The 12,755-nt window shown below is 73.8% G+C and carries 10 protein-coding genes; 4 read left to right on the forward strand and 6 right to left on the reverse strand.

From position 1 onward, the window contains the following. Positions 1 to 474: 474 nt before the first annotated feature. The gene (locus AB0B97_RS32065) at positions 475 to 939 is read right to left on the reverse strand and encodes an Rrf2 family transcriptional regulator (protein ID WP_053658213.1); all 465 of its coding nucleotides are present in this window, start codon (positions 937 to 939) and stop codon (positions 475 to 477) included. A 235-nt stretch (positions 940 to 1,174) separates the two neighbouring features. Between AB0B97_RS32065 and AB0B97_RS32070 the strand changes: the two genes are divergently transcribed. Then, entirely contained in the window at positions 1,175 to 1,837 is a 663-nt protein-coding gene (locus AB0B97_RS32070) for a YceI family protein (RefSeq protein ID WP_234584550.1), read from the forward strand. 105 nt (positions 1,838 to 1,942) lie between these two features. Here AB0B97_RS32070 and AB0B97_RS32075 read toward each other — a convergent pair whose 3' ends face one another. The 4 genes from AB0B97_RS32075 to AB0B97_RS32090 all read right to left on the reverse strand — a co-directional run bounded on the left by AB0B97_RS32075 (position 1,943) and on the right by AB0B97_RS32090 (position 6,351). After that, a complete protein-coding gene (locus tag AB0B97_RS32075; RefSeq protein ID WP_357499019.1) occupies positions 1,943 to 2,827 on the reverse strand; it encodes an acyl-CoA thioesterase II in 885 nt (294 codons plus the stop codon). Beyond that, positions 2,824 to 4,272, reverse strand: coding sequence for a pyruvate kinase (gene pyk / locus AB0B97_RS32080; RefSeq protein WP_234584552.1), 1,449 nt, complete (start codon positions 4,270 to 4,272; stop codon positions 2,824 to 2,826). Before pyk ends, AB0B97_RS32075 begins: the two co-directional genes overlap by 4 nt. 199 nt (positions 4,273 to 4,471) lie before the next feature. After that, positions 4,472 to 5,854, reverse strand: a complete 1,383-nt coding sequence (locus AB0B97_RS32085; RefSeq protein ID WP_357499021.1) for an FAD-binding protein — start codon at positions 5,852 to 5,854, stop codon at positions 4,472 to 4,474. A 131-nt stretch (positions 5,855 to 5,985) separates the two neighbouring features. Continuing rightward, a complete protein-coding gene (locus AB0B97_RS32090) occupies positions 5,986 to 6,351 on the reverse strand; it encodes a YciI family protein (RefSeq protein WP_357499023.1) in 366 nt (121 codons plus the stop codon). A 299-nt stretch (positions 6,352 to 6,650) separates the two neighbouring features. Here AB0B97_RS32090 and AB0B97_RS32095 point away from each other — a divergent pair, with 299 nt between their 5' ends. After that, a complete protein-coding gene (locus AB0B97_RS32095) occupies positions 6,651 to 6,965 on the forward strand; it encodes a hypothetical protein (protein WP_357499025.1) in 315 nt (104 codons plus the stop codon). Next, positions 6,962 to 7,522 (forward strand): hypothetical protein, encoded by a 561-nt coding sequence (locus tag AB0B97_RS32100; RefSeq protein ID WP_357499027.1) that lies wholly within the window; start codon positions 6,962 to 6,964, stop codon positions 7,520 to 7,522. The genes AB0B97_RS32095 and AB0B97_RS32100 overlap by 4 nt, the downstream gene beginning before the upstream one ends. Here AB0B97_RS32100 and AB0B97_RS32105 read toward each other — a convergent pair. Further along, positions 7,460 to 11,539 carry a CHAT domain-containing protein gene (locus tag AB0B97_RS32105; RefSeq protein WP_357499029.1) on the reverse strand — a complete coding sequence of 1,360 codons (4,080 nt, stop codon included), beginning with the start codon at positions 11,537 to 11,539 and terminating at the stop codon, positions 7,460 to 7,462. The genes AB0B97_RS32100 and AB0B97_RS32105 overlap by 63 nt on opposite strands. 213 nt (positions 11,540 to 11,752) lie before the next feature. Between AB0B97_RS32105 and AB0B97_RS32110 the strand changes: the two genes are divergently transcribed. After that, on the forward strand, positions 11,753 to 12,625 hold the full coding sequence (locus AB0B97_RS32110; protein ID WP_234589397.1) for an aldo/keto reductase: 873 nt from the start codon (positions 11,753 to 11,755) through the stop codon (positions 12,623 to 12,625). Positions 12,626 to 12,755: the final 130 nt, after the last annotated feature.

The raw sequence follows: 12,755 nt of genomic DNA on the forward strand, positions 1-12,755 counted from the left end.
CCGATCTGCTCCCGCTCCAGCGGACTCAACCTCGACGCCATAACCACCCCAACGACGATCACGAAAGGGTGTTGCAACCATCGGTTGAGCCCGCCACGCGAACGGAAACTGTCCAAGATCTCGCGAAGCCGCGCCGCCATAGAGCGAAGCGCGGGCTCAGAACCGCGCGGGCACAAACCCCCGCGGGCTTAGACCGGGCGCGGGCTCAGACCCGCGCAGGCTCAGACCGGACGCGGGCTCAGACCGGACGCGCGCTCAGACCGGGCGCGGGCTCAGACCCGCGCAGGCTCAGACCGGACGCGGGCTCAGACCGGACGCGCGCTCAGACCGGGCGCGGGCTCAGACCGGACGCGCGCTCAGACCGGACGCGGGCTCAGACCGGACGCGGGCACAAACCCGCGCAGGCGCAGACCGGGCGCAGGCTCAGACCGGAGGCAGGCTCAGACCAAACGCGCGCTCAGACCGGGCGCAGGCTCAGATCCAGGCGCGGGGGTCGGCGACCAGCTCGGTGACCCGCGGCGGCAACGTGCCGGCGGCCACGTCGGCGACGCTTACCAGTTCGAGGATCTCCCGCTCACTGGCGCGCAGCGCGATCCAGACCTCCTGCAGGGCACGGGCCGGACCGTGGTAGCCGAGCTGTTCGGGGCGCTGCCCCCGGACGTGCGCGAGCGGCCCGTCGATCACCCGGATCACCTCCGCGAGGGAGATCTCCTCGGCCGGGCGGGCCAACCAGTAGCCGCCCTCCGGGCCGCGCTGGGCGTGCACGATGCCACCCCGACGCAGTTGCAGCAGGATGCTCTCCAGGAACTTCGGCGGGATCTCCTGCGCACGCGCGATCTGGTCGGCGGTGACCGGCCGCCCCCGCCCGGGGCCACTGGCCGTCGCGGCGAGCTCGGCGGCCGCGCGGAGGGCGTAGTCGACCCGAGCGGAGAGACGCATGCCGGCAAGGTTAGCCCGCAGGTCATCCTGCCGGTTCGGCGACCCTCGGCCGATCGATCACGCATCGACGAATAGCCAATAACGTCGTACGCCGTGATCCATCACCCGGTGGGGCCCGGAATGCCGATTCGGAGCGTCCTTATGCTGGGCGGGCGGTATGACTGCGGGACCGGTTACCCCGGCTCGGGCAGGACATTGATAAACACCCGGATCCACCCGGGGGGAAGGCAACACGATGACCGATGTCGCCACACGCACCTGGGATGGCATGACCATCCCGATCGCCGGCACCTATCGCCTCGATCAGGCGCACAAGCGGATCGGTTTCCTGTCCCGCCACATGATGGTGAGCCCGGTGCGGGGCGAGTTCGCCGAGGCGAGTGCGGAGATCTTCGTGGCGGAGGATCCGCTGCGCTCCGGGGTGACCGCCACCATCGCGGCGGCCAGCATCTCCACCGGGAGCGTCGACCGGGACACGCATCTCAAAAGCGCCGACTTCCTCGATGTGGAGAGTTATCCCACGCTCGAATATCGAAGCACGGGCATTAACTGGCAGAGCAACGAGGACCCGATTTTCTACTGGGCCCGTCTGCGAAACCACCGACTCGGCGGACGAGGCAGAAGTCACAATCCCCCGCCGCAGTCCGAGGCCAATCGATTCGTGCTCACCGGCGAGTTGACGGTAAAGGGGATCACCCGCGCGGTGGACCTTCAGGTTAATTTCGGCGGTGCCCGGCGTGATCCGTACGGACAGAACATCTTCGGATTCAGCGCGACCGCCGAGATCAACCGGGAGGACTACGGCCTGCTCTGGAATGTCGCGCTGGAGAGCGGCGGCGTTCTGGTCGGCAAGACCGTGCAGATCGAAATCGCCGGCGAGGCCATCCTCGAGGCGTGACAGCAACGCCGGATCACGCGGGCCAGCAACGCCGGATCACGCGGGCCAGCAACGGCGGATCAGGCGGGACAGCAACTGCGGATCACTCGGGACAGCGACGGCGGATCAGGCTCCGACGCGGCGCAGCAGACCCTCCTGCACGGCGCTGGCGATCTGCCGGCCGTCGGTGGTGAACATCCGGCCGGTGGCCAGCCCTCGCGCGCCGGACGCCGACGGGCTCCAGCAGTCGTAGAGGAACCACTCGTCGGCGCGGAACGGCCGGTGGAACCACAGCGCGTGGTCCAGGCTCGCGCCGACCACACCGCCCGGCCCCCACACCTCACCGTGCACGGAGAGCACCGAGTCGAGCAGGGTGAGGTCCGAGGCGTACGTGAGCGCGCACGCGTGCAGCAGCGGGTCGTCGGGCAGCTTGCCGTCGATGCGCATCCAGACCCGCTGGTGCGGGTCGGCGGGCCGGTCGCCGGGGCGGACCCAGCCGGGCTCCCCCACGTAACGCACGTCGATCGGGCGGGGGATCTGCCCCCAGATGCCCAGACGCTCGGGATAGCGGGAGAGCCGGTCGGACATCGTCGGCACGTCCTGCGGGGCGGGCACGTCCAGCGGCGCGGGAGCCTGGTGGTCCAGCCCCTCCTCGGTCCGCTGGAACGACGCCGACATGAAGAAGATCGGCTTGTCGTGCTGGAGGGCGACCGCCCGGCGCACCGAGAAGGACCTGCCGTCGCGGATGTTCTCCACCTGGTACTCGATCGGCTCGACCGGGTCGCCGGGGCGGACGAAGTAGCCGTGCAGCGAGTGCACGAACCGCTCCGGGTCCACCGTGCGGCCGGCGGCGACCAGTGCCTGACCGGCAACCTGGCCGCCGTACACCCGTTGCGGACCGACCGGGGGGCTCATCCCCCGGAAGGTCATCTCCCCGGTCGAGTCGAGGTCCAGCACTTCCAGCAGCTGGTCGACCGCTGCCTGGCCGACCGCGACCCGACCGTCGCTCACTGCAGCGCCCGCGCCGACGCGGCGTCGACCAGCGAGCCGAGCTGGTGGACGCGCAGCGTGTTGGTCGAGCCGGGGGTGCCGGGCGGGCTGCCCGCCACGATCACCACGTAGTCACCGGGGTTGGCCCGGTCGAGGCCGAGCAGCGCCTGGTCGACCTGGCGGAACATGTCGTCGGTGTGCTGCACGAACGGCATGAGGAAGGTCTCCACGCCCCAGGTCAGGGCGAGCTGGTCACGCACCTCGGGAACCGGGGTGAACGCCAGCAGCGGCAGGTCGCAGTGCAGGCGGGAGAGCCGCCGGACGGTGTCGCCGGTCTGCGAGAAGGCGACGAGCGCCTTGGCGTTGATGGCCCGGGCGATCGACGAGGCGGCCACGGTGAGCGCGCCGCCGTGGGTACGCGGGTCGTGCTGCAGGCGCGGCACGCCGATCGAACCGGCCTCGGTGGTCGTCACGATCTTGGCCATGGTGCTGACGGTCAGCACCGGGTACTTGCCGACGCTGGTCTCGCCGGAGAGCATCACCGCGTCCGCGCCGTCGAGCACCGCGTTGGCCACGTCGGAGGCTTCCGCCCGGGTGGGGCGGGAATTCTCGATCATGGAGTCGAGCATCTGGGTGGCCACGATGACCGGCTTGGCGTTCTCCCGGCACAGCTGCACGGCCCGCTTCTGCACCAGCGGGACCTCGTCCAGCGGCATCTCCACGCCGAGGTCGCCCCGGGCGACCATGACACCGTCGAAGGCCAGCACGATGGCCTCCAGGTGGTCCACGGCCTCCGGCTTCTCGACCTTGGCCAGCACCGGCCGGAACACGCCCTCTTCGGCCATGATGTTGTGGACGAGCTTGATGTCCTCGGCCGAGCGCACGAAGGACAGCGCGACCAGGTCGACGCCGAGCCCCAGGGAGAAACGCAGGTCCTCGGCGTCCTTGTCCGACATGGCGGGCACGCTGACCGCCACGTTGGGCAGCGACACGCCCTTGTTGTTGGAGACGGGGCCGCCCTCGGTGACCAGGCAGCGGATGTCGTTGCCGGTGACGTCGGTGACCTCCACGGCGACCCGACCGTCGTCGATCAGCAGGCGGTCACCGGGCTTCACCTCCTGCGGCAGCTTGCGGTAGGTGCAGGAGACCCGCTCCTTGGTGCCGAGGATGTCGTCACCGGTGATCACGACGGAGTCGCCGGTGCGCCACTCGTGCGGGCCGTCGGCGAACCGGCCGAGCCGGATCTTGGGCCCCTGCAGGTCGGCGAGGACGGCCACCGGCTTACCGGACGCCTCGGATGCCTCCCGGACCAGTCGGTAGACCGCCTCGTGGTCGGCGTGGCTGCCGTGGCTGAAGTTGAGCCTCGCCACGTTCATACCGGCCTCGACGAGGCCCCGGATGCGCTCCGGGGACGAGGTGGCGGGACCAAGAGTGCAGACGATCTTCGCGCGGCGTGTCACGCCCATCAGGCTAGTCTCTCCTTCAGGTCGGACTCGGGGCCGACCCCTTGCAGGCAGCGGAACAGGTGTCCAACAACGCGCGGTGCGCGTCGGACCGGCGGGCGGAACCGCACCGGGAACGTTGTGGCGACGGGCAACGGCGACCGCGCGCCGGGAATCGTACGCCTGTCGTGGCGGGCGGTGTCGGGGCGCTCCCGGCGCGCGCTCACTCCGGGTGCTCCGACGGGGGCAGCGTGGGCACGGCGGTGAGCAGGTCACGAGGGTCGTAGTGCCGCTTGGCCCGGCGCAGACGTGCCCAGTTCGCGCCGTACGCGAGCCGGACCCGTTCGGTCTCGGTCGGGGCGAGCAGGTTCGGGTAGCCCCCGGGCAGGGCGAGCGGGGCGAGCGCCTCCGACGTCCGCTCGGCCCACGCGAGGTGCGGTGCGACCTCCCCGCCGGGGGCCCACGCCGCGATGATCTCGGTCAGCAGGTGCTCGGCGCGCAGGCCGAACGCCGTGTCGCCGAGCCGGACCCGGGTGGCCGCGCCGTGGAAGTGGTGCAGGGCCAGCGCGGAGAACGGCGAGGTGACCTGCCGGGCGGCGTCGACCAGCGCGTCCACCGCGCCGTCGGCGAGCGTCGGCAGCCAGCGGGTACGCAGCAGATAGTGGTTGCCGTCGACCATTCCGCCGTCGAACATCCGCAACGCGTCCGCGTACGGCAGCGGGTCGACCTGGTCGACCAGCGGGGTGCCCAGCGCCCGCAGCCGGTCCAGCCACGGGCGGCCGGCGTCCAGGTCCGGGCCGCTGTAGAAGGGGCACACGAAGACCACCGGTTCGCCGGCCGGGCCGGGCAGGAAGCCGGCCATGACTGTCAACTCGTCCGGGGCGTCGGCGAGCAGCGCCGCGTAGCCGCGCAGCACGGCCGGCGCCTCGGCCAGTGCGAACATGATCATGCCAGCGAGCACGGCCGGCAGCCGGTGCGCCCGGTACCGCAGCTCGGTGACCACGCCGACGTTGCCACCGCCGCCGCGCAGCGCCCAGTACAGCTCCGCGTCGTGGCGCGGGTCGGCGGTGACCCGACGACCGTCGGCGAGGACGACCTCCGCGCCGAGCAGGTTGTCCAGGGCCAGGCCGAACCGCCCGCCGAGCGGGCCGTACCCGCCGGCCAGGGTCAGCCCGGCCATGCCCACGTCGCGGACCACACCCGTGGGCACCACCAGGTCGTACGGGGCGGCGGCGGCGAGCAGGTCGGCGGCGCTGGCACCGCCGGCCACCGTCACCGTGCACCGGTCCGGATCGACCCGGACGGCCCGCAGGCCGGTCAGGTCGAGCACCAGGCCCCCGTCGCGCAGTGCCCGGCCCGCCCAGTCGTGCCCACCGGAGCGGACCGACACCGGCAGGTGGCACCGGGCGGCGACGCGGACCGCCGCGGCCACCTCGTCGGCGTCCAGGCAGTGGGCGACCAGGGCGGGCTGACTGTCGACGGCGGCGTTCCACAGGCGGGTGGCGGTGTCGAACCCGGGTTCGCCCGGCTCGTGGAGGCGGTCACCGAGCAGGGCACGCAGCCGCGCGGCAGCGGATGCGACATCGGCGGTGGCGGCGGAGCTCATGGCGTCTCCTCGACCGGGCCCGGCCGATGACGCCGGGTGCGCCGCGACCGCGGGCCTCGGTGCGCGCGACCGTAGCACCGGCGCAGGCCACACCGCCGTCACCATCACGACACCCGTCGCTGGACCGACCGTCAGCTCTCGGCCTTGACCAGCGGAAACTCCAACGAGCCGGCCGGGCAGAGGAAGGTCAGCACATCCACCCGGTAGAGGCCGGCCTGCACCGCCGGGTCGGCCTCCAGCACGCTGCGTACGTCGTCGACGCTGCCCGTGCGGGCCAGCCCGAAGCCGATCGGCGGCTCCGGCTCGCGGGCCGGGCCGTCCACCGAGCCGGCGACGAGGATGATCCCGCTGCGCTGCAACGCCTGCATGTGCTCGGTGTGCTCGGCCTGCAACCGCTGCACGGTCTCCGGGGGCAGGGCCCGTCCGGCCGCGCCGGGATAGATCACGATGCACTCGTACGTGTCGAGCGCGAAGTCGACCTGCGGCACTCCCGCCATGGTGCTCCCTCCGCCGTCGCGCCGGCACGCACCGGGCCGGCCGCCCGAGCCGGCGTCACCGGCACGCGCCCAGCGTCGCACGCCGACGACTGCGGTACCTGTCGCTCCGCGCAACTACCCCCGGTCAGTCCACGCCTCGACGCCGGCACGGCCACGGTCGGTGGGGGTGGGAACGGCAGGCATTCCGCCGCCTCGCCGGGCCGGGATCCCGGCGCGGAGGCGCCCCGGCGAGGTCGGTCGGCCCGGGTGCCGGCAACGACTACGGTGGACGGTCCGGGTGTCGGTGGTGGGAGGTCGGGATGCGCGACGACGAGCCGGTGTCGAGCCCGCTGCCGTACGCCGAGGTGACCGACGAGGCGTACGCCGCGCAGGCCGCGGCGGGCTTCCGGACGCAGGAATTCGAGTTCGCGGTGGTGATCAGTGGGCGGTGCCCCCGGTGCGGCCACCCGAGCACCACGACGCTCGTCGACGAGGTGTACCGCAAGGACGCCGCCGCCTCCGATCCCGGTTACCGGACGCTGCTGTGCGAGTGCGAGGCCGAGCACCCGGGGCGTCCCGCCGGGCTGCGTGGCTGTGGGGCGTACTGGACGCTGTGGCTGGAGGTCGAGGCGTGATCCGGCTTCGTCCGGGGCCGCCCGCGACCGTCGCCGACCTGCACCGGGCCCAGCAGCTGGCCGGCCTGCTGCGCGGCGAGCTGGAGCGCGTCCGTGCGGCGGCGGTGGCCTGGCGCAACGGGCTGGGCGGCCTGCTGGTGGCGCTGGTCGGGTTCAGCCTGATCCGGGGCCGCACCGACGTGACCACGCTCGCGGCGGGCTGGGGCGCGCTGGTCGGGATCCTGCTGCTCGCCGCGCTGGCGGCGGGCGTTGCCGGAGCGCTCGCGCTGCTCCGCGCGGCGCACGGCCGGTTGCGGGTGACCCCGGTGGCGGCGCTGCCGCCGGCCCCGCTCGGCGACCACCTGGAGGCCCTGGCGGCGGTCCGGTCTCTGCGGATCGGCGTGGGGCTGGTGCTGCTCTGCACCGCGCTGCTGGTCGCGGCCGTCGGCGTGACCTGGTACGCCCCCGCCCGCCAGTCCTCCCCCGCCGTCAGCTCCCCAGCCGTCGGGCGGCCGTCAGGGGCCGAGGTGGGCGTAGCCGGCCCAGGTGTCGGGGCGATCCGGCAGGGCCTCGCGTAGGTGGCGGACCGCCGCGTGCAGGGCCACGGCCGCGCGGTCCGGCGCGATCCCTCCGGGCACGGACAACCCGTCGTACAGGTCCTTGCAGAGCCGCACGGTCAGCGTGTCCGAGATGGACCACAGCGCGCCGATGACCTGCCGGAAGCCGACCAGTTGGAAGGCCGTGCCGAGCGTGAGCGCCTCGTCGGGCAGGGTCGCCCCACCGCGTACCGTCTCGCAGGCCGAGAGCACCGCCAGCGCCGCCGGGTTGCCGGCGGGTCGCCACAGGTCCCGGACGTGCAGCGCGCCGCCGGCCAGCTCCAGCCGACCCCAGGCCGGGGCGCGCAGGTCCTGCGTGCCGTGACAGGACAGGTGGGCGACCGGCTGGTCGGGCAGGGCGGCGAGCACTGTCGCCGGGGTGGCTACCGGGCCGAGCAGCGAGCGGACCCGAGGCACGTGCTGACGCACGATCTCCTCCTCCCGCGCGACACCGGGCAGGTCGGCGAGGCCGGGCGTCCGGGGCATGCCGACGAACACCGCCGAGTCGACAGGTCCGGGTCGGGCCGGTACGCCCCGGCGCGCGTGTGCAAGCGCCCGCAGCGACGCCGTGTACGACGGGACCACCCGGTCCAGCACCCCGTCGCCACAGTCGATCGGGCCGGCCGCGTGCAGCGGCAGCAGCGTGAGCACCCCGGTGGGACACCACCACAACCGGGGCCACTGCCCCACCGCCCCGCCGCCGGACGACGGCACGGGGGCCGCGTCGGCGTCCGGCGACGACGGCACGGGAGCCGGTTCGGCGTCCGACGGCGGCGGGGTGGATGGAGGCCTGTCGAGTACGGGTCGGGCGACGACCCGCCACAGCCAGTCCAGTGTCTGGGCGACCTCGACGCGGGCCGCCGACCGACGACGCTGTACCTGCGGCTGCGGGACGTCCGGCGGCGCCGGCTCGGTGAGCAGCGCGATCGCCGCCACGAAGGTCGCCGTCCGGACGACCAGCTCGTCCAGGGTCAGCTCCTCCAGCGGCACCACGCTGACCCGGCCCTCGGCAACGACCAGCGCGTCGCAACGTCGGGCTGCCACGTTGACCAGCACCACCGGGCCGTCGGCGGCGGCCCGGGCCAGCTCGTCGAAGGGCGGTGGGCGGAGGAAGTCGGCGAAGCCGGGCCGGTCGCGGATCTCGGTCAGCAGCTGGCGACGGCGGGTGGCGAGGTCGTACCGCTGCTCGGGGCTCGGTCCGGCGGTCGCTGTCAGCCCCGCCGCCGATGCTGCCCCCGTCAGCGTGGGGAAGTCGTCGAGGGCTTCCTGGATTTCGGCGAGTCGGGCGGCCAGCCGGGGGGCCTGCGCGCGCAGCGCGGCCAGGTCGGCGCCCGCGTCGTGGGCGCGGGTCAGCAGGACCCCACGGCCGTACTCCAGCAGCTCGACCGCGCGCCGCGGGTTGTCGAGGGCGATGGCTACCGCGGCGGCGTCGCTGGCCAGCCCGGGGAAACGCCCGAGCAGGCGGGTCTGGTCGTCGGGGTCCATGCCGTGCCAGGCCACCAGGTCGATCAACTCGATCGCGGTGGCGTACCCGTCGAGCGCGGCCGCAAGGTCGCCGGCCCGGGCGACGTGGGCCGCGTACCTGCTGGCGGCCACCGCCCGCAGCAGCGACGGGGCGGCCTCGACGTCGGCGGCGGCGCGCAGCGCGACCGCCGCCTCGGCGAGCAGGTCGGACCCGCCCACTCCGGCGGCAGCCGTCGCGGCGGCGATGCCGGGATCGGAGGGGGCGGCCTCGATGACCGCCTCCAGCGCGGTGGCGAGATTGCTCAGACACATCGTGCGGGCCGGGTGCTCGGCGGCCAGCTCGTCGACCGCTCCCCGGTACGCGGCCAGCATCGCTGTGGCGTCGGCGTCGGCGGGACCGGCGCGGAAGCGCAGCAGCAGGGCGTTGGCGAGGTTGGTGAGGATCCGGTAGCGGTCCGCGCCGAGCGACTGCCGCTCGCTGAGTCGCCGCAGCAGTCGAATCGCCGTGTCGAGCGCCGGCAGGTCGTCGTGCAGCCGGTGCCGCAGCAGGTGGGCCAGCGCGTGGGTGCCGAGTGTCTGGACGTACTCCGTGGGGGCGGCCTCCTGTTCGGCCAGCTCGGCGGCCTCGCGCAGGGCGACGACCGCGGCGTCGGAGTCCCGGGCGACGCCGGCCGCGACCTGGTCGGCGGGCCCGCCGCCGGCGGGCAGCGCGCCGTCGAGGAAGAGTTCGACCCGGCGGTTCAGGGCGGCCCCGTAGTTGGTCAGCGCCGGCAACCGGTCCGGGTGCCCGGGTGGCGTCGTGTCGATCACCTGCGCCAGCACCTGGATCGCCTCGGTCAGGGTCGCCAGGTCCTGGGTCGAGGCGAACAGCGCCTGCAGCACGAGGCCCAGGTTCGAGCGGTACCGGGGCAGGGACGCGGCGTCCGGTCCGGCGGCGGCCACTGCCGAGCGCAGCGCGACCACTGCCGGCTCCAGCAGCGCCGGCTCGCCGGCCAGGTCGGAGAGTTCGCGCAGGGTGTTGCCGAGGTTGTTGAGCACGTGGTGACGCAGCGGGTCGGTACGGGGAAGCAGGCGTTCGGCCTCGGTCAGCGCGTCCCGTGCGGCGCGCAGCGCGACCACCCCACCGAGGTCGGCGTGGCCGAGCGCGAGCGCGTAGCCGAGGTCGGCGAGCCGACGCGCCCGTTGGCCGGAGTCCTGGGCGGCGGCCACGCCGGCGCGCAGCACCCGTACCGCCTCGGTGACGTCGTCGGCCCGCTGGCGCACCTCGTACCGTTTCGCCAGGAGACCGGCCAGGGCGTGGCGCAGCTCCTCGCGATCCGTCCCGCCGGGTGTCGCCCCGGAACCGGCGGCGGCCCGGTACGCGTCGATCGCCGCGTCGAGGTCGACCGGATCGGCGGTCACCTGGTGCCGGTCCGCGAGCAGGGTGGCGAGCCCCACCTGGGCGGTGCCGGCCAGCTCCGGGTCGAGCCCACCGAACCCGGTCAGCGCCGACCGGTACGCCTCGATCGCGGAGTCCCGGTCGGCGGGCGTCCGGTCGCGCAGGAACCGCTCGGCGAGCGCCGCGCCGTGCAGCGCGGCGACCCGGGGATCGGCACTGCCCCGCGCTGCGGCGAAGGCGTCGACCGCCTCGTCGAGGTCACCCGGGCGCCGGTGCAGACGCCACCTGTCGCGCAGCCGCTGGCCGAGGTTCATCCGCGCCATCGTGCGCACCGGTGTGCCCGTGGCGGCGGCCCGGGCCGCGTCGCGCAGCACGGTGATCGACTCGTCCAGCGCCGCCGGGTCGCGCTCGACCTCGTACGTGTCGCCCAGGACGTTGCCGAGGTTGAACAGCCGCACGGGGCGTTGTGGGTCGCCGAGGCCGGTGGCCTCCAGGCTCTCCCGGTGCGCGGTCACGGCTGCCGGGAGCGCCAGCCGTCGGCCGAGGTGCTGGAACTGGTCACGGTGGACCTTGCCGAGGGCGGACAGGTAGTGCAGCCGCTCCGGCGCACCGACCGGCGTACCGTCGAGGGCCTGGCGCAGCAGCGATTCGGCCTGGTCGGCCGCCCGGTAATCGCGGCTGGTCTCGGCGGCGGCCATCAGCATGACGGCCTCGACGTAGCGGGCGCCGGCGGCGTCGGAACCCGGCCCGGCGGACCGCGGGCCGGACCGTGCCGGCGGCGTGTCGGCGGGTGGGGCGTCGTCATCGGGCGGTCGGTGTGCGTGCAGCAGCGCCAACATCGCCGGCGACACCCGCTGCGGGGCGAAGCGCAGCAGGAACCGGGTGAGCCCGACGGCCTGAGCGAGGTCGTCGGCGTCCTCGCCCGGGGGCAGCAGTTGGTACCGGTACCAGTGCAGGCGGGCCAGGAGGAACACGCCCTCGGCGACCCGCTCGGGCAGCGGCCCGTCCGTCGGCGTCGCCGTCACCAGGTCGACGACGGCCTCGGCGTCGCGGATCGCTCCGGAGTCGAGGACCGCGCGATGGTCGCGGGTGGCGTCGAAGCGGTCCAGCCGCTCCCGCAGGCGACCGACCGGGTCGGGTCTGAACCGTCGCCACATCGCGCCTCCCCCGGCCGGCCGCGCCGACTCGGATCAGGCGTAGCAGACCGGACAGGACGGGCGCTAGTGGCAGGCCGACAGTGATCGCGTGCTGCCGTGTCGGGGCACACAATCGGGCGGGCGGCGGCATGATGGCCGGCTCCGGGGGGATGATCACGAGGTGGTGGGTTGTCTGTCTCGCCCGCCGCGACGAAGACGATTGGGGATTCGCGTATGGCCACCGACATCAGCAAGCAGCCCGCGAAGGCGTCCGGCACGTACCGGATCGGGGGCGACGTCACGGTCAACCGGCTCGGTTACGGGGCGATGCAGATCACCGGGCCGGGCGTGTGGGGTGATCCGAAGGACCCGGCCGAGGCGCTGCGGGTGCTGCGCCGGGCTGTCGAGATGGGCGTGACGTTCATCGACACCGCCGACTCGTACGGCCCGTTCGTGTCCGAGCTGCTGATCCGCGAGGCTCTGCACCCGTACGCCGACGACCTGGTCATCGCGACCAAGGCCGGGTTGACCCGTTCCGGACCGGGCGACTGGCGGCCGGTGGGCCGGCCGGAGTACCTGCGTCAGCAGTGTGAGCTGAGCCTGCGGCACCTGGGTCTGGACAGCATCCCGCTCTACCAGCTGCACCGGATCGACCCGCAGGTGCCGCTGGCGGACCAGTTGGGTGAGCTGGCCCTGTTGCAGCAGGAGGGCAAGATCCGCCACATCGGGCTGTCCGAGGTGAGCGTCGAGCAGATCGAGCAGGCCCGCGCGATCACCACGATCGCCTCGGTGCAGAACCTCTACAACCTCGCCAACCGCAGCGCCGAGGACGTCCTGGAGTACTGCGAGCGCAACGACCTCGCGTTCATCCCGTGGTTCCCGATCGCCACCGGCGAGCTGGCCCGGCCGGGCGGCCCGCTGGACGCGATCTCCACCGAGCACGGCGCGTCGCCCGCGCAGCTCGCGCTGGCCTGGCTGCTGCGCCGCTCGCCGGTGATGCTGCCGATCCCCGGCACGTCCTCGGTGGCGCACCTGGAGGAGAACGTGGCCGCGGCCGACGTGCGGCTCACCGACGACGAGTTCGAGGCGCTGAGCAAGGCGAGCTGAGCAAGGCGAGCCACGGCCGTGGGGGGGGGGGGGGGCGGCGGCAGCGGGCCCGCGGGCACACGAGCGGGCGCTGCGGGGGGCGCGGGCGGGGGCGGCGCGGCCGGCGGACCGGACGGGGCACAGGAGGCCG

The sequence above is a fragment of the Micromonospora sp. NPDC049004 genome (genome assembly GCF_040649315.1).
GTDB lineage: Bacteria > Actinomycetota > Actinomycetes > Mycobacteriales > Micromonosporaceae > Micromonospora.

What these genes read in the sequence shown, in the direction of transcription:
- AB0B97_RS32110 (WP_234589397.1), top strand. Translation starts at nt 11,753, where the DNA reads ATGGCCACCGACATCAGCAAGCAGCCCGCGAAGGCGTCCGGCACGTAC.
- AB0B97_RS32085 (WP_357499021.1), bottom strand. Translation starts at nt 5,854, where the DNA reads ATGAGCTCCGCCGCCACCGCCGATGTCGCATCCGCTGCCGCGCGGCTG.
- AB0B97_RS32070 (WP_234584550.1), top strand. Translation starts at nt 1,175, where the DNA reads ATGACCGATGTCGCCACACGCACCTGGGATGGCATGACCATCCCGATC.
- pyk (WP_234584552.1), bottom strand. Translation starts at nt 4,272, where the DNA reads ATGGGCGTGACACGCCGCGCGAAGATCGTCTGCACTCTTGGTCCCGCC.
- AB0B97_RS32090 (WP_357499023.1), bottom strand. Translation starts at nt 6,351, where the DNA reads ATGGCGGGAGTGCCGCAGGTCGACTTCGCGCTCGACACGTACGAGTGC.
- AB0B97_RS32095 (WP_357499025.1), top strand. Translation starts at nt 6,651, where the DNA reads ATGCGCGACGACGAGCCGGTGTCGAGCCCGCTGCCGTACGCCGAGGTG.
- AB0B97_RS32065 (WP_053658213.1), bottom strand. Translation starts at nt 939, where the DNA reads ATGCGTCTCTCCGCTCGGGTCGACTACGCCCTCCGCGCGGCCGCCGAG.
- AB0B97_RS32105 (WP_357499029.1), bottom strand. Translation starts at nt 11,539, where the DNA reads ATGTGGCGACGGTTCAGACCCGACCCGGTCGGTCGCCTGCGGGAGCGG.